Source organism: Pseudomonas sp. efr-133-TYG-23 (assembly GCF_030209215.1).
Lineage (GTDB): Bacteria > Pseudomonadota > Gammaproteobacteria > Pseudomonadales > Pseudomonadaceae > Aquipseudomonas > Aquipseudomonas rhodesiae.
In genome coordinates this window covers 1-14,381 of the sequence record NZ_JARVSL010000028.1, presented here as the reverse complement: position 1 = coordinate 14,381, position 14,381 = coordinate 1, and the positions used below count along the sequence as shown (strand labels likewise).

18 protein-coding genes and 1 tRNA gene are annotated in these 14,381 nt (G+C 58.7%); 10 read left to right on the top strand and 9 right to left on the bottom strand.

The genetic code is table 11. The annotated features are described in order from the left end of the window. The first annotated feature begins 54 nt into the window (after positions 1–54). The 3 genes from QRN41_RS20025 (at position 55) to QRN41_RS20015 (ending at position 2,254) form a co-directional block, all read left to right on the top strand. Positions 55–1,143 carry an asparaginase gene (locus QRN41_RS20025; RefSeq protein ID WP_034099126.1) on the top strand — a complete coding sequence of 363 codons (1,089 nt, stop codon included), beginning with the start codon at positions 55–57 and terminating at the stop codon, positions 1,141–1,143. 165 nt (positions 1,144–1,308) lie between these two features. Further along, a complete protein-coding gene (locus QRN41_RS20020; protein ID WP_169869002.1) occupies positions 1,309–1,560 on the top strand; it encodes a DUF1654 domain-containing protein in 252 nt (83 codons plus the stop codon). A 4-nt stretch (positions 1,561–1,564) separates the two neighbouring features. After that, positions 1,565–2,254 (top strand): endonuclease, encoded by a 690-nt coding sequence (locus QRN41_RS20015; RefSeq protein WP_285422053.1) that lies wholly within the window; start codon positions 1,565–1,567, stop codon positions 2,252–2,254. Between the two features lie 32 nt (positions 2,255–2,286). On the opposite strand, the gene QRN41_RS20010 is transcribed toward QRN41_RS20015, so the two are convergent. Beyond that, complete coding sequence (locus QRN41_RS20010; RefSeq protein WP_034099847.1) at positions 2,287–2,652, bottom strand: SPOR domain-containing protein; 366 nt, start codon at positions 2,650–2,652, stop codon at positions 2,287–2,289. A 262-nt stretch (positions 2,653–2,914) separates the two neighbouring features. Here QRN41_RS20010 and csrA point away from each other — a divergent pair, with 262 nt between their 5' ends. The 3 genes from csrA to QRN41_RS19995 all read left to right on the top strand — a co-directional run bounded on the left by csrA (position 2,915) and on the right by QRN41_RS19995 (position 3,957). After that, entirely contained in the window at positions 2,915–3,109 is a 195-nt protein-coding gene (csrA, locus tag QRN41_RS20005; protein WP_003192511.1) for a carbon storage regulator CsrA, read from the top strand. 204 nt (positions 3,110–3,313) lie between these two features. Next, positions 3,314–3,571, top strand: coding sequence for a hypothetical protein (locus QRN41_RS20000; protein WP_285422052.1), 258 nt, complete (start codon positions 3,314–3,316; stop codon positions 3,569–3,571). 89 nt (positions 3,572–3,660) lie between these two features. Next, the gene (locus QRN41_RS19995; protein WP_034136884.1) at positions 3,661–3,957 is read left to right on the top strand and encodes a DUF1652 domain-containing protein; all 297 of its coding nucleotides are present in this window, start codon (positions 3,661–3,663) and stop codon (positions 3,955–3,957) included. A 19-nt stretch (positions 3,958–3,976) separates the two neighbouring features. Here the strand turns inward: QRN41_RS19995 and QRN41_RS19990 are convergent, their stop codons facing one another. Further along, positions 3,977–4,654, bottom strand: coding sequence for an HAD-IA family hydrolase (locus QRN41_RS19990; RefSeq protein ID WP_285422051.1), 678 nt, complete (start codon positions 4,652–4,654; stop codon positions 3,977–3,979). A gap of 204 nt (positions 4,655–4,858) precedes the next feature. Between QRN41_RS19990 and QRN41_RS19985 the strand changes: the two genes are divergently transcribed. From QRN41_RS19985 to QRN41_RS19975, 3 genes are read left to right on the top strand one after another with little or no spacing between them, the layout of a single operon-like run. Next, complete coding sequence (locus QRN41_RS19985; RefSeq protein ID WP_034136882.1) at positions 4,859–5,110, top strand: DUF2790 domain-containing protein; 252 nt, start codon at positions 4,859–4,861, stop codon at positions 5,108–5,110. Positions 5,111–5,152: 42 nt separating this feature from the next. Next, positions 5,153–5,824: a heavy metal response regulator transcription factor gene (locus QRN41_RS19980; protein ID WP_034136881.1), complete on the top strand. Its 672-nt coding sequence runs from the start codon at positions 5,153–5,155 to the stop codon at positions 5,822–5,824. Beyond that, positions 5,821–7,224 (top strand): heavy metal sensor histidine kinase, encoded by a 1,404-nt coding sequence (locus QRN41_RS19975; protein WP_285422050.1) that lies wholly within the window; start codon positions 5,821–5,823, stop codon positions 7,222–7,224. The genes QRN41_RS19980 and QRN41_RS19975 overlap by 4 nt, the downstream gene beginning before the upstream one ends. On the opposite strand, the gene QRN41_RS19970 is transcribed toward QRN41_RS19975, so the two are convergent. The 7 genes from QRN41_RS19970 to QRN41_RS19940 form a co-directional block, all read right to left on the bottom strand. After that, entirely contained in the window at positions 7,225–7,683 is a 459-nt protein-coding gene (locus QRN41_RS19970; RefSeq protein ID WP_285422049.1) for an anti-virulence regulator CigR family protein, read from the bottom strand. A gap of 77 nt (positions 7,684–7,760) precedes the next feature. Next, a complete protein-coding gene (pcp, locus tag QRN41_RS19965) occupies positions 7,761–8,390 on the bottom strand; it encodes a pyroglutamyl-peptidase I (protein WP_285422048.1) in 630 nt (209 codons plus the stop codon). A 7-nt stretch (positions 8,391–8,397) separates the two neighbouring features. Next, on the bottom strand, positions 8,398–9,348 hold the full coding sequence (locus QRN41_RS19960; RefSeq protein ID WP_167418534.1) for a DUF979 domain-containing protein: 951 nt from the start codon (positions 9,346–9,348) through the stop codon (positions 8,398–8,400). Further along, positions 9,345–10,061, bottom strand: a complete 717-nt coding sequence (locus QRN41_RS19955; RefSeq protein WP_094066753.1) for a DUF969 domain-containing protein — start codon at positions 10,059–10,061, stop codon at positions 9,345–9,347. The genes QRN41_RS19960 and QRN41_RS19955 overlap by 4 nt, the downstream gene beginning before the upstream one ends. 254 nt (positions 10,062–10,315) lie before the next feature. Next, positions 10,316–11,872 (bottom strand): histidine kinase famiy protein, encoded by a 1,557-nt coding sequence (locus QRN41_RS19950; RefSeq protein WP_305377563.1) that lies wholly within the window; start codon positions 11,870–11,872, stop codon positions 10,316–10,318. A 178-nt stretch (positions 11,873–12,050) separates the two neighbouring features. Beyond that, on the bottom strand, positions 12,051–12,473 hold the full coding sequence (locus QRN41_RS19945; RefSeq protein ID WP_034136875.1) for a hypothetical protein: 423 nt from the start codon (positions 12,471–12,473) through the stop codon (positions 12,051–12,053). 156 nt (positions 12,474–12,629) lie between these two features. Beyond that, positions 12,630–12,706, bottom strand: a tRNA-Val gene (locus QRN41_RS19940). A 184-nt stretch (positions 12,707–12,890) separates the two neighbouring features. On the opposite strand from QRN41_RS19940, the gene QRN41_RS19935 reads away from it, so the two are divergent. Continuing rightward, positions 12,891–14,174, top strand: a complete 1,284-nt coding sequence (locus QRN41_RS19935; protein ID WP_034136874.1) for an NAD(P)/FAD-dependent oxidoreductase — start codon at positions 12,891–12,893, stop codon at positions 14,172–14,174. Positions 14,175–14,381: the final 207 nt, after the last annotated feature.

Here is a 14,381-nt window from a genome sequence, read left to right as displayed (position 1 = left end):
AGTGTTCTGGATGAACCTGCTACAGCACTCATCAAAAAATCAGAGAGAAAAATAATGAAATCCGCACTGAAGAACTTTGTTCCGGGCGCCTTAGCCCTCCTGCTGCTGTTCCCCGTTGCCGCCCAGGCAAAAGAAGTTGAAGCCAAGACCAAACTGTCCAACGTGGTGATTCTCGCCACCGGCGGCACCATTGCCGGCGCCGGCGCCAGTGCCGCTAACAGCGCCACCTATCAGGCGGCCAAGGTCGGTATCGAGCAATTGATCGCCGGTGTTCCTGAGCTTAGTCAGATCGCCAATGTGCGCGGCGAACAAGTGATGCAAATTGCGTCCGAAAGCATCAACAACGAGAACCTGCTGCAACTGGGTCGCCGTGTTGCGGAGCTGGCCGACAGCAAAGACGTGGATGGCATCGTGATCACCCACGGTACCGACACCCTGGAAGAAACCGCCTACTTCCTGAACCTGGTAGAGAAAACCGACAAGCCTATCGTAGTGGTCGGCTCGATGCGCCCAGGCACCGCCATGTCGGCGGACGGCATGCTCAACCTGTATAACGCAGTGGCCGTGGCCGGCAGCAAAGATGCACGCGGCAAAGGCGTACTGGTGACCATGAACGACGAAATCCAGTCCGGTCGTGACGTCAGCAAGATGATCAACATCAAGACCGAAGCCTTCAAGAGCCCATGGGGTCCACTGGGCATGGTGGTTGAGGGCAAGTCCTACTGGTTCCGCCTGCCAGCCAAGCGCCACACCATGGACTCCGAGTTCGACATCAAAACCATCAAGAGCCTGCCCGATGTGGAAATTGCCTACGGCTACGGCAACGTGAGCGACACTGCTTACAAGGCCCTGGCCCAAGCTGGCGCGAAAGCCATCATCCATGCCGGCACCGGTAACGGCTCGGTGTCTTCCAAAGTGGTGCCGACTCTGGTGGACCTGCGCAAGCAAGGCGTGCAGATCATTCGTTCTTCCCACGTCAACGCGGGTGGCATGGTGCTGCGTAACGCCGAACAGCCTGACGACAAGTACGACTGGGTCGCAGCCCTGGACTTGAACCCACAGAAAGCGCGGATTCTGGCAATGGTCGCCCTGACCAAGACTCAGGACAGCAAAGAGCTGCAACGGATGTTCTGGGAATATTGATTTCTAAACATCTTCTGTAGGAGCGAATTCGCTCCTACAGCCCCTCCTCCCCCCTCCATCAGCCATCCCGAATTGCTGACAGAAGAACCTCCAGAAGTTTAAGCAGTTGCGAAATTGCCTACAGTTAAATACTGTATGCACGTACAGCAAACTAAGGAATATTCCGTGGCAAAATCTTCTGCGGCACTGCCGACAGCACCTGATGCTTATGAACGCTTGGCCGTTCGTGTGCAAAAGATCATTAACTCGACCCAGGCTCAGAAAGCCAAGGCCGCCCTCATCTTCCGCCTGCCGGATGAGCCTGAAGAGCAATGGCAGCGCCTGCTCGAGGAAATCGCTGAAAACGATAATGTCACCCTCGCCTACCGCGACGACGGTGGCGTGCAGATTTTCTGGGTTGTGCCGAAGGAAGATTGACTCAATGAGTGCCCGCTTTATTGCTGTGTGTTGCCTGTTTTTTGCCATTTCCGCCCATGCCCAAGCGCCTCGCACGTTCAGCGAAGCCAAGAAAATTGCCTGGAAACTCTACGCCCCGCAATCCACCGAGTTCTATTGCGGCTGCAAATACACCGGCAATCGCGTGGACCTGAAAGCCTGCGGGTACATTCCACGCAAAAACGCCAACCGCGCCGCGCGCATTGAATGGGAACACATTGTGCCCGCATGGCAGATCGGGCATCAGCGCCAGTGCTGGCAGAACGGCGGTCGCAAAAACTGCACGCACCATGATGATGTGTTCAAGCGTGCCGAAGCGGATTTGCACAACCTGGTACCCAGCATTGGCGAAGTTAACGGCGACCGTAACAACTTCAGCTTTGGTTGGCTGCCGGTACAGAGTGGGCAATACGGCTCATGCCTGACACAGGTTGACTTCAAGGCCAAGAAGGTCATGCCGCGCCCATCGATTCGCGGAATGATTGCGCGTACCTATTTCTACATGAGTAAGCAGTACGGTTTGCGCTTGTCGAAACAGGATCGCCAATTGTACGAAGCCTGGAACAAGACCTACCCCGTTCAGGCCTGGGAGCGCCAGCGTAACCAGACCGTGGCCTGCGTGATGGGGCGCGGCAATGAGTTTGTCGGCCCGGTGAACCTCAAAGCATGCGGTTGAACATGGGCGGGAGCCCCCGCCCAATCGGCCCGTTACTGGGCGGCCTTGTGCTCGATGACTTGGGACTCGGTGTCGTTCTTCTTGGCCCGCGCGAGTTTTTCAGTGAGCAGTGCCTGCTTGGCTTCTGCTTCCTCCTTGGTTGCGAACGGCCCTAGAAGCACTTCGTCCTTGCCGTCCACCTTCACGATATAAAAATTGAAACCATGTTCCAGCAACCAAGCGGTAAGGTCAGTGATCGCCTGCAGCTTGTGGTCCGGCGGGCCTACCCGTACATCCCATTCCTGCACAGCAATCGCGCCGGTCTGTGGTTGGCTTTCGCTCACGGCAGGCTTGGCCTTGGGGGTATCGACGGGCTTGCCTTCGCCACAGCCGGCCAGCGCCAACACCATCATTGCCATCACTACTTTACGCACTGCCCTGCTCCTTTAAGGATTAAAGAGGCGACTTTATCATCCACTGTCTATTCTGGCCGTCATAAACGTTGGATTAAACAATGCGAATGATGTATCGCAGACCTGTATGATGCGCCCATGGGAATTAATGTTGCCTCTATGCGTCCTAAAGAGGCAGTCACAGGGAAGCGCTTAGCAGTAAGCTATACACATCCGACACCTGCCCTGTCTGAAACATGTGTCCTTAAAAGTAATCAAGGAGAAGTCCATGCTTATACTCACCCGCAAAGTTGGTGAAAGCATAAACATCGGTGATGACATCACGATCACCATCCTGGGCGTCAGCGGCCAGCAAGTACGAATTGGCATCAACGCACCGAAAGACGTTGCCGTGCATCGCGAAGAGATCTATCAACGTATCCAGGCTGGCCTGACTGCTCCGGACAAAAACCAGACGCCTTGAAACGCCCTCAGTAGCCAGCCCTTTCGTGCACGGTAACGGCTGGCGAAAACTCTTCCCAACGGCCTGCGTTTCGGACGTGGCCAGCATCGCCATCAAGTCGGTCCACTCGACAAGATGAAACAATCTTCGGGACCGGAACTTGTTACGTCATTTACAGCCGAAACTCCTGACTGACTTCCTCAATGTGCACTCGGGAGCACGTACATGAGGTCTCATACCGCATCGCCGCGCTTTTCCAGATCCTGGCTGATCGCCTTGCTGATAGGGCTGGCTTTTATCGGCCTGGAATTGGCAATCAGGTTTGAAATTGCAGGAAGCGCTCCCACCGATCAGCATTCGGTGCTGGACCTGACGCTACTGCTATGCGGTTATCTGTTTATGTTCTGCCTCAAGCCTATACAAAAGGTTGTACACCGCAGATTCTGTCAGCGCAGCCCTGGAAAAACGTCACGCCCAGAGTGACGTATCAGCTAGCAGATTGCCGGTATTTACAGTGTCGCATCGCGGCCTATGCTTGGTGTGTTTACCCGTTAGTTGAAGGCCTGAAACCGATGGATACCCTCAGCCGATCAGAAATCGAATCCGCCCTCGCAGCCCGCTTACCCAGCTATGCGGTTGCCTGCACGCTACACGCTGACGGCACCTTGTCCGTGGTGCTCAGCGGCCCGGAGACAGATCATTTCGCAATCACCGGGATCGTACGCGCGCACTATCGCGGCGCCGAAGCGATTGCACGACTGGCTAATGAGATTCTTCGCGAAATGGTGGTGTCACGACGCGGCATGAGGAGCGAACGCATGCATGCACCGCCCAACGCGATTGCGTGGCAAGAAAGCCAAGACCCGTAAAGGTCTTGGCTTTCTTGTATCACCCCGGCTCGTTGTGCAAGGTCAACCAGCCCTCGGCATTCCGCCGCACCTGCAGCCGCTCATACCCACCAATGGTTGGGTGTTGTGTCGCCAACGGCTTGAGGTGGGTCGCAGTCACCACCATCACATCCGCGCCCGCCGCCTCACCTGCGCGAATGCCCACCGACGCATCCTCAAACACCAGACATTCCTGCACCGAAACGCCCAAACGCTGGGCACCCAGCACATAACAGGCCGGATTCGGCTTGCCGATAGCGACATCTTCTGCCGTCACCATCACCGTCGGCGGCGCAATGCCCGCCGCTTGCAGCCGGCGCATTGCCAGCTCCTTGGGCGCCGACGTCACCAACGCCCACTGATCGGCAGGCAGGCTGTCGAGAAACGCCGCAGCGCCGGAAATCGCAACCACGCCGCGCACATCGTTGATTTCAGCTTCGGTGATCCATTGCGCTTCAGCGTGCGGGTCGACGCCGGGTAACCCCTGGCGCGTGATGGTATCGATGGCGCGGGCGCCATGGATGGTGGTTAAAAACGCCGCCACATCCAGACCGTGACGTTCGGCCCAGAGGCTCCATACCCGCTCCGCGGCGGCGATGGAGTTGAGCAGGGTTCCATCCATATCGAACAGAAAAGCACGGTAGGGACGGGCAAATACAACTGAAGCGCGGATGGACACTGGATGGCTTCCTCGTGGGCGGTAACACATGAGCGGCTGCTGCAATCTACGGGGCTACCCGGTGGCTTGTAAACGCCGCCAGACCTGGGGCAACGGGTTTGATTACGAACTTGTCATCATTCTGTTGGCGGGCTGTTAGGGGTGGCTGATTACCGTGAACGTACTGCCAAAGCCTGGCAGCCACCCTTCTGGAGCAAGACCGTGATGAAACTGTTTATCCTCGGCGTCACCGCACTGCTTGCCACCGGCTCCGTATTCGCTGCCGACAACACCGGCATAATCCATGACGCCACTGGCTTCTACGTGCACCTGGACGTCGCCAAAGTACTGTCGAGCAGCGACACCGGCAGCCAATGCGGCGTTGTCCCGGCGCAATTGCGCTACCTCGACCACCAGGGGCGCGAACATGTACTGGACTACCAGGTCCAGGCCATCGGTTGCCCCAATGACAATTGATCGGATTACACTGGCGCGACGTACCGAACCCGAGCCCTTCCCATGAATATCCTTGTTGTCGAAGACGAACCCAAGGCCGGCAATTACCTGCTCAATGGCCTTCAGGAACTGGGCTATTCCGTCAGCCTTGCCCGCGATGGCGTGGACGGCCTGCACCAAGCGCTGGAAACGCCGTTCGATGTGATCGTCCTGGATGTGATGATGCCGAAAATGGACGGCTGGGAAGTGCTGCGCCGCCTGCGTAAAGAAGCTGACACACCAGTGCTTTTTCTTACCGCCCGTGATGATATCGCCGACCGCATCAAGGGCCTGGAGCTGGGTGCGGACGATTACCTGATCAAGCCCTTTTCCTTCGCTGAACTGGTAGCCCGCCTACGCACCCTGACCCGTCGCGGCCCAACCCGTGAAGAAGACCAACTGCACATCGCCGACTTGCACATTGAAGTGCTCAAACGACGCGTCACCCGCGCCGGCACACGCATTACCCTGACCAACAAGGAATTTGCCCTTCTGCACCTGTTTGCCACGCACCAGGGCCAGGTATTGTCACGCTCGCTGATCGCGTCGCGGGTATGGGACATGAACTTCGACAGCGACACCAATGTGGTGGACGTGGCCGTGCGCCGTTTGCGCCTGAAGATCGACGACCCGTTCCAGCTCAAGCTGATCCATAGCGTGCGCGGCATCGGCTACCGCTTCGATACCCAACCATGACGCCTCGCCGACATTATTCGCTGACTTTGCGCCTGGCGCTGGTGTTCGCCCTGCTCGCCTTTGCTCTGCTGGCCACCCTCGGCGTGGCGCTGTACCGGGAACTGGAGCGCGAGCTGATCCGCCGCGACGATGCCGCGCTGATCTCGCGGGTCGATCAACTGCGCAACCTGCTCAACGACAGCAACACCCTGGAGCTGATCAGGAACAAACCGGAATTGTTCCAGAACATGCTGGGCAACCGCGAATCGGTGCTGAGTATCGCAGCTCCCGGGCAACAGCCATTGCTGCTGGTGAATCCCGGAAATATCGACTTGCCGGCGGTTACACCGGTGCCCAAAGGCCATGTCCTGGACCTTACCGATGTGCAGCACCTGCCTGGTGTCAACGGCGTTCCTTTGGCCGCCCTTGCCGCGTCTATCGACTCCGGCGACCTGGGCAACCTGCAAGTTACCAGCGGACGCTTGATGACCGAACGTACCGCCATGCTCGCCAGTTATCGATTGAGTGTGTATATCCTGGCAGGTATCGCCGCACTGGCCCTGGCGCTGGCCGGCTATCTACTGGTGCATCGCGGCCTGCTGCCGTTGCGACGGTTGGCGCAGCATGCCCAAGGGATCGGCGTCGGCAACCTGGCCGAACGTCTCGACAGCCGGGGCGCGCCGAAAGAACTATTGCCGATGATCGATGCCTTCAACACCATGCTCGAACGCCTGGCCAAGGGTTTTGCGCAATTGAGCCAGGTGTCGACCGACATGGCCCATGAACTACGCACGCCTATCAACAACTTGTTGGGGGAAACCCAGGTTGCCCTGCATCAACAGCGCAGCGTCGATAGCTATCAGCAACTGTTGGCCTCGAATGTCGAAGAACTCGAACGGCTGGCGCGCATGCTCGACAATATGCTGTTCCTCGCACGCACTGACCCGGCCAGCGCCCTGCGCCAACGCCAGGCACTCAGCGCCGCAGATGAAGTGGAACGCATCGCGGAATACTTCGAGGGGCTGGCAAGTGATCGGGGGATGCGCATTCTCGCCGCTGGCCAAGGGGAAATCTGGGCCGAGCCCATGCTACTGCGGCGCGCCCTGGCGAACCTGTGCGCTAATGCGATCAAGTACGGCGCCGCGCATTCAGAGCTGCGTATCGAGGCGATGCCCACGGATGAGGGCCTCATCCTGCGGGTCAGCAATCAGGGGGAGACGATTGCGGCCGAACACCTGCCGCGTCTGTTCGAGCGTTTTTATCGAGTGGATGAGTCGCGGGAACGTTCGGCTCACTCCAACGGGTTGGGCCTGTCGATCGTGGCGACCATCATGCAGTTGCACAATGGCCGCTACAGCGTCAGCAGCCAGAACGGTGTCACCTGTTTCGAGCTGTTGTTCCCCGGGCGTGAAGCGGACTGATCAGTTGAACGCACCATTGAGGACTTCGTAGATGATGCCCGAAGCAATGGCCACCAGGATCAAGTCAGTGCCCGCCTGCTGCCATTCGTAGCCATCGTAATGTGGCAACTGGCCCAGCAAGCGGCCATCGAGTTTTTTCGCGATACCCGGCGGCAGCGGTTTGCCGCGTGCCAGGTTCTTCTGGATCCCCGGCGGCAAGGCCGGGCCGGGGCTCCAATAGTCGCGATAACCGCCCAGCACACTCAGTACGCTGCTGCGATCCACGTTGGGCCCATGACTGCCCGAGGCACCTTTGCCTTTGGGTTTGTCGTAGTTCTGACCGCCAGGGTTATTGCCTTTGCCGTTACCGCCGCCCTTGCCATTCCCATGGCCGTTGCCAGGATCGGCCAAGGCGAGACCACTCCCGGCAGACAACGCAAGCATTAGCACAACAGACGCAAATTTCGAGCACTTGAGCATGGCGATTTTTCCAGGGCAGAAACGTCCTTGAACTGTAGTTGAAATTGCACGGCGACGCATTGAAAGCAGCGCCCCGATCAACTTACCTGACCGCCCGCCTCCACCACATCCACCGAGGTCTGCCAGGCTGCCGTCACCGCGACGCGCAGTCCTTCGACCAGGGTCGTCAACGGCATGGACGGCTCGCTGCCCCCTGGCAAGCGCGGCACATGAATAAAGCCGCTGCGCACACCAGAGCCGACGAGCGCATGCTGCAGGCGATAGAACACCTGGTTGCACACGAACGTACCCGCTGTATGGGACACCGAAGCGGCTACCCCAGCCTCGCGCACCGCCCGCACCATCGCCTTGATCGGCAGCGTGGTGAAGTACGCCGCCGGGCCATCCGTCACCACCGCCGTGTCGATCGGCTGCGCCCCGAGGTTATCGGCGATACGCGCATCGTTGAGGTTGATCGCCACCCTTTCGATGGAAATATCGCTACGCCCAGGCCCCAGCCCCGTGGCGATAACCATCGCCGGGCGCAGTTCGTTGATCATTTGCAGCAGACATTCCGGGGCCGTGGCAAAGGCACAGGGCAGCCGCCGCGCGACGATCCGCACGTCGTCGTCCAGTTGCAGGCCATCCAACTGGCGCACAGCCTCCCAGGACGGGTTCACCGGGTCTTGATCGAAGGGCTCAAATCCCGTCAGCAACACAGTGTGCATAGTGGCCTCACATCAACAGGTAAAGCAGGACGATATTGACCACCAGCATCATCAAGGCAGTCGGCAGTTGCGCTTTGATCACCGCGTTCTTGTCCGGCAGTTCCAGCAAGGCCGCCGGGACGATATTGAAGTTGGCGGCCATCGGGGTCATCAGCGTACCGCAGTAGCCGGAGAACATACCGATGGCAGCCATGACCGCTGGGTTGCCGCCGTAGATCCCCACCAGCACCGGTACACCGACGCCGCCGGTCATCACCGGGAACGCCGCGAAACCGTTGCCCATGATCACTGTGAACAACGCCATCCCCAGCACATAGACCATCACCGCCACCAACTTGAAATCCAGGTTGATGTAGGTAGTGGTGACATGGGCGACCGCCGTGCCCACCCCAGCCTCGTTAAACAACAGGCCGAGCATGGCCAGCATCTGCGGCAAGACCATGGCCCAGCCCAGGGCTTCGGTCAGGCGACGCGACTCGCGCAAGGCTTGCACCGGTGTATCGCGGGTCAGCCAACAGGCCAGGCCGAGGGCGATCAGACAGCCGATACCGAGGGACACAAAGGTAGTGTTTTTCGGGTCCAGCAACGGCACGCCGCCGATTTCGGTGTGCTTGAGCAAGACCGAACCGATCACCGTGGTCAGGGGAATAGCCAACGCTGGAATAAACAACTTGTGCCCCAGGCGACCGGCACTGGCACGGGTGGCCTTGTCATGCAGTTCAGCATGGGTGCCACGCCCCACACCGCCGAAACCGGCGATCAATGCCATTACCACCACGCCGGCACCGACCACCACCGAGGGCAGACGCTCCCCCACCAGAAACGGAATCGCGAACAGCAGCCAAAAGAGCGCGCTGGACCAACGCTTGGGGTGGCTGCGATCCAGCACAATCATGCCTGCCGTAATCAACAGCAGCACCCCGGCCAGCCAGTACAGGTATTGAATCGAAATAATCATTGCGCCGCCTCCACAGCCTTCACGCTGGGCGTCAGCTCGCGGGTGAGCCGTCGGTCGAAGCGGTGCAGCCGGATCCCATGCACGATAAATGCACAGATCGCCGTGGGAATGCCCCATACCGCAATGTGCAGCGGCTCCACATCGATCCCCGAGCCCAGCAGGAACGTGTGCATCAGCGCGATGGCGCCGAACGCCACAAAGATGTCTTCACCGAAGAACAGCCCAACGTTGTCTGTGGCCGCACACATGGCCAGCACCTTGTGACGCACTTTGTCCGGCAGTTTGCCGTAGCGCTTTTCCGCCGCACCTTCAGCCATCGGCGCCAGCAGCGGCCGCACCATCTGCGGATGCCCGCCCAGGCTGGTCAGGCCCATGGCCGCAGTGGATTCGCGTACGAACAGATAGATGATCAACAAGCGCCCGACCGTGGCGCGCTGGAACCGTGCGATCCAGTTCTGCGCATGCAGACGCAACCCATGACGCTCCAGCAGTCCGATGACTGCCAACGGTAACAATAGAATTAGCTGTAGGGCACGGGTCTGAAGGAAGCCATCCCCCATGGAGGCGAGGATTTTTTCCAGGGGAAAGTGAGCAGCAAGCCCGGTGGCGATCGCGGCAGCGGTGACCACCAGCAGCGGATTGAAGCGCAAAACAAAGCCGACCACGATGACGAGCACGCCAATCAACGGCCATAGATTCACAACAGTTTGCATGACGAAGAGGTCCTTTAAATGCGCGCTGCGGCGCCATTACAGCAGGATGTGAACAAAGGGTTCACAGCAAGAGGTGGCGTGCAGTCGGCTCGGTTTTTTATTGTTGACCCGGAAGGTCGAGCGTCAGTGGCGGCAACTTTGCTGCCTGGAGGCGGGAGGTGTCCAACAAGAAAAATTGTTGCTGCGATCCAATAAATTTTGTGGGTATCGGAGGGAATGGGGGCGCGTCGTCGGCAACGCCCCCTACACAAGGCTCAGCTTACGCCGTTGGGACCATCGAGCACATACCTGACCTTCTTGGCCAGCACATTGGGCAAACACGGCTTGGAGATCACCTCGAACTCCGCGCCGCCCAGGTCGGTGCGTTCAATGGCGTTTTCCGCGTAACCAGTGGTCAGCAGGATTTTCATGTCGGGGTACAACTGGCAGACCTCCCGCGCCAGCATCACCCCATTCATGCCGCCGGGCATGATCACGTCGGAGAACAGCAAGTCGTAACGCTCTTCCCTGGCCAACACGTCCAATGCCTCGGCAGCGCCGTAGGCGATGGTGGTGTGATAGCCGTAGTCCTCCAGCACCATGCGCGCCAGCTCCGCGACATCCGGGCGGTCCTCGACGATCAGGATACGTTCCGAACCGCTGCGGGCTTCCGACACCTTGGGCTCTTCCTGGGCCGACACGCCGGCTTCATCCGCCGGGAAATACAAGCGCACCGTGGTGCCAAGGCCCTCCTCGGAGTAAATCCGCACAGCGCCGCCGGACTGCTTGGCAAAGCCGTAGACCATCGACAAGCCCAGGCCGGTGCCCTTGCCTTCATCCTTGGTGGTGAAGAACGGGTCCATAACCCGCGTAAGAATACTGTCGGGCATCCCACAGCCATTGTCGGTCAAGGCCATACTGACATAGCGTCCCGGCATCAGCCCGTCGTAGGACATGGAGCTGAGTTCGCGCACTTGGATATTGCGGGTCTCGATAGCCAAGGCAGGCTGCTCACGCTCCACCAAGGCGTCGCGCGCATTGATCACGATATTGAGGATGGCCAGCTCGGCCTGGGTCGGGTCGATGCGGCAGTTCCACAGATCGGTTTGCAGGTCGGTGCGAAAATCGATGTTGTCGCCCATCACCCGCTCAGCGGAGCGTCTGGCCAGCTCGACGAAATGATTGAGGTTGATCACTCGCCCCTGCAACTTCTGCTTGCGGGAAAACGCCAGCAACTGCTGCGTCAGCGTGGACGCTTTCTCTACCGCCCCTTTGGTCATACTCAGGCTGCGAATCACACGATCTTCGTCTAGCACAGGCTTGCGCACGGCGCGGTCGACCATCTCGACATAGCCGCCGATGACCTGCAGCAGGTTATTGAAGTCGTGAGCAATACCGCCGGTGAGCTGGCCCAGCGCTTCCATTTTCTGCGCCTGACGCAGCGCGTCCTCGGCATCGCGGCGGCGACTGACGTCCAGCTGCGAAGCGAAGAAGTACATCAACTGATTGGATTCGTTGTACACCGGCGAAATGAACAACGCGTTCCAGAACGTCGAGCCGTCTTTGCGGTAGTTGAGCAACTCGACCGCGACGTCTTCTTCTTCACTGATGGATTGCTTGATCTGGCCCACCACCTCGGGGTCAGTATCCGGGCCTTGTAGAAAGCGGCAGTTGCGCCCGTAGATTTCGTCGGCGCTGTAACCGGTCATATCCAGGAAGGCCTGGTTGGCAAAAATGATCGGATTATCTTCGCGATTGGGATCGGTGACGATCATGGGCATACGCGTGGTGCCGACGGCAGCAAAGAAGATGTTCTTACCTGCCGATGTGATATCACCGGTTTCAGAGTTATCCACGCGGGTGTGGAGATCTTTTGGTTGATGAGTCACGGGGCTAAATCCTGTCGGCTTGATAGAGGAGAAAACGGACTTCCTGCCTCATAGACAACCGGAGTCAAAAAATAGTTTGGCGCCCCGTGGCTCCGTTCTACAACGACCCTTTACGATCAGTTCAAGCCGTGGTGCTGAGCATTGACCCCTTCCCGCTGCCGCTCTCGGCCATGACGGCCTGCAAAAGCGCCGCGGTAACCGTCTGCAATGCCGCGTTTATGGTCGAAATCTGTGTTTGAGCCGCCATGACAGCCACAGCCTTGGCCTCTTCACTTTGTTTGCTGGACTGGGCTCTCTGCAACGCCTCCTGAGCCTGCTGAAGCTGCTTTTGCAGTTGCTCGATCTGTTTTTTCAACTCTTTGACCTGATCTGACTCCTGCGTGCCGGATAGAGCCTGGTCCCCGCCGTTCGCAGCAGCCCCCGTGGCTTTTGGATCCATACGAATGGTCAGGGCCCCGGTGTCTTCGTTCTTGGTTGTCTCACTGGTGATAGACGTGGTCTGCGGGACGACTACGGAGCTGGAATTACCAACATTGATAAGCATGTCGAATGTCCGATAACGAGAGATTGCTCACTTTATCGGCTTGATTACCGGGGACTTTAGTCTTGCTGTCCATTTCCATTGCGGTAATTTCGACAACAAAAAAGGGCCCACCTTTCGGTGAGCCCTTCTAGACCGCCCAGCAGAGCGGATTTTGTTTGGTAGGCGCGATTGGACTCGAACCAACGACCCCCACCATGTCAAGGTGGTGCTCTAACCAACTGAGCTACGTGCCTGCTGTGAGGCGGCATTCTACGGAATTCCGAAGGTGTGTCAACATCTTTTTCGTAGCTAACCCTATGAATATGCGAATTTTTTATCGAGGGCCACATCACCCGCAGTTTTTGCATGGCTGGCAGCCGATTTTCAACTCAGGTAGGATCGACGCACTCGTAAAAAATATAAAACAGAGGTTCCAGGATGGCGAACACCCCCTACCCCCAGTCGTATTACGCCGCTTCCGCCAACGCCGTTACACCTCGCCCTGTGCTGCAAGGCGAGGTCGAAACCGATGTGTGTGTGATTGGCGCCGGCTATACCGGTCTTTCCAGCGCACTGTTCCTGCTGGAGCACGGCTTTCGCGTTACGGTACTGGAGGCCGCGAAAGTGGGTTTCGGCGCCTCGGGCCGCAATGGCGGACAGATCGTCAACAGCTACAGCCGCGATATCGACGTGATCGAGCGCAGCGTCGGGCCCAAGCAGGCGCAGTTGCTGGGGCAAATGGCGTTCGAAGGGGGCAAGATCATTCGCGAACGGGTGGCCAAGTACCAGATTCAGTGCGACTTGAAAGATGGTGGAGTTTTCGCCGCGCTCAACAGCAAGCACATGGCCCATCTGGAGTCGCAAAAGCGTCTGTGGGAACGCTACGGCCATACACAACTAGAGCTGCTGGACGAGCGTCGTATCCGCGAGGTGGTGGCCTGCGAGAACTACGTAGGCGGTCTGCTAGACATGAGCGGCGGCCATATCCATCCGCTCAACCTGGCATTGGGCGAAGCCGCCGCCGTGGAATCCCTGGGTGGCACGATCTACGAGCAATCGGCGGCGGTGCGTATCGAGCGAGGCGCGAGCCCCGTGGTGCATACCGCCGAAGGCAAGGTCAGAGCCAAGTTCATCATCGTTGCGGGCAATGCCTATCTGGGTAACCTAGTGCCGGAGTTGGCGGCCAAGTCGATGCCGTGTGGCACCCAAGTCATCACCACTGCGCCGCTGGGCGATGACTTGGCCAATTCGCTGCTGCCGCAGGATTACTGCGTCGAAGATTGCAATTACTTGCTCGACTACTATCGCCTAACCAGCGATAAACGCCTGATCTTCGGCGGCGGCGTGGTGTATGGCGCGCGCGACCCAGCCAACATCGAGGCGATCATCCGTCCGAAAATGCTCAAGGCGTTCCCACAACTCAAGGACGTGAAGATCGACTACGCCTGGACGGGTAACTTCCTGCTGACGCTGTCTCGCTTGCCGCAAGTCGGGCGCCTGGGCGACAACATCTACTATTCCCAAGGCTGCAGCGGCCATGGCGTGACGTACACGCACTTGGCAGGCAAGGTACTGGCGGAGGCTTTGAGAGGCCAGGCAGAGCGCTTTGACGCATTCGCCGACCTGCCGCACTACCCCTTCCCGGGCGGGCAACTGTTGCGTACGCCGTTTGCGGCAATGGGGGCGTGGTATTACGGGTTGCGGGACAAGCTGGGCTTCTGAATAGGTCGTTGGAGCCGGTTCGCCGGCTCCAAAATCCGTTGCAAATCGCACAAACAAAAAACCCCGGTCTTTCGACCAGGGTTTTTGCTATCGGATCAAAACAGCTTTTAGCTTGCTTTGTGCTTCAAGGCGTTCAGTGGGCCTTGAGGCAGATATGGCGCAGCGGACGGGACTCGAACCCGCGACCCCCGGCGTGACAGGCCGGTA

Coding starts and splice junctions, on each gene's coding strand:
- QRN41_RS20025 (WP_034099126.1), top strand. CDS start 55: ATGAAATCCGCACTGAAGAACTTTGTTCCGGGCGCCTTAGCCCTCCTG.
- QRN41_RS20015 (WP_285422053.1), top strand. CDS start 1,565: ATGAGTGCCCGCTTTATTGCTGTGTGTTGCCTGTTTTTTGCCATTTCC.
- QRN41_RS20010 (WP_034099847.1), bottom strand. CDS start 2,652: ATGGCAATGATGGTGTTGGCGCTGGCCGGCTGTGGCGAAGGCAAGCCC.
- csrA (WP_003192511.1), top strand. CDS start 2,915: ATGCTTATACTCACCCGCAAAGTTGGTGAAAGCATAAACATCGGTGAT.
- QRN41_RS20000 (WP_285422052.1), top strand. CDS start 3,314: ATGAGGTCTCATACCGCATCGCCGCGCTTTTCCAGATCCTGGCTGATC.
- QRN41_RS19995 (WP_034136884.1), top strand. CDS start 3,661: ATGGATACCCTCAGCCGATCAGAAATCGAATCCGCCCTCGCAGCCCGC.
- QRN41_RS19985 (WP_034136882.1), top strand. CDS start 4,859: ATGAAACTGTTTATCCTCGGCGTCACCGCACTGCTTGCCACCGGCTCC.
- QRN41_RS19980 (WP_034136881.1), top strand. CDS start 5,153: ATGAATATCCTTGTTGTCGAAGACGAACCCAAGGCCGGCAATTACCTG.
- QRN41_RS19975 (WP_285422050.1), top strand. CDS start 5,821: ATGACGCCTCGCCGACATTATTCGCTGACTTTGCGCCTGGCGCTGGTG.
- QRN41_RS19970 (WP_285422049.1), bottom strand. CDS start 7,683: ATGCTCAAGTGCTCGAAATTTGCGTCTGTTGTGCTAATGCTTGCGTTG.
- pcp (WP_285422048.1), bottom strand. CDS start 8,390: ATGCACACTGTGTTGCTGACGGGATTTGAGCCCTTCGATCAAGACCCG.
- QRN41_RS19960 (WP_167418534.1), bottom strand. CDS start 9,348: ATGATTATTTCGATTCAATACCTGTACTGGCTGGCCGGGGTGCTGCTG.
- QRN41_RS19955 (WP_094066753.1), bottom strand. CDS start 10,061: ATGCAAACTGTTGTGAATCTATGGCCGTTGATTGGCGTGCTCGTCATC.
- QRN41_RS19945 (WP_034136875.1), bottom strand. CDS start 12,473: ATGCTTATCAATGTTGGTAATTCCAGCTCCGTAGTCGTCCCGCAGACC.
- QRN41_RS19935 (WP_034136874.1), top strand. CDS start 12,891: ATGGCGAACACCCCCTACCCCCAGTCGTATTACGCCGCTTCCGCCAAC.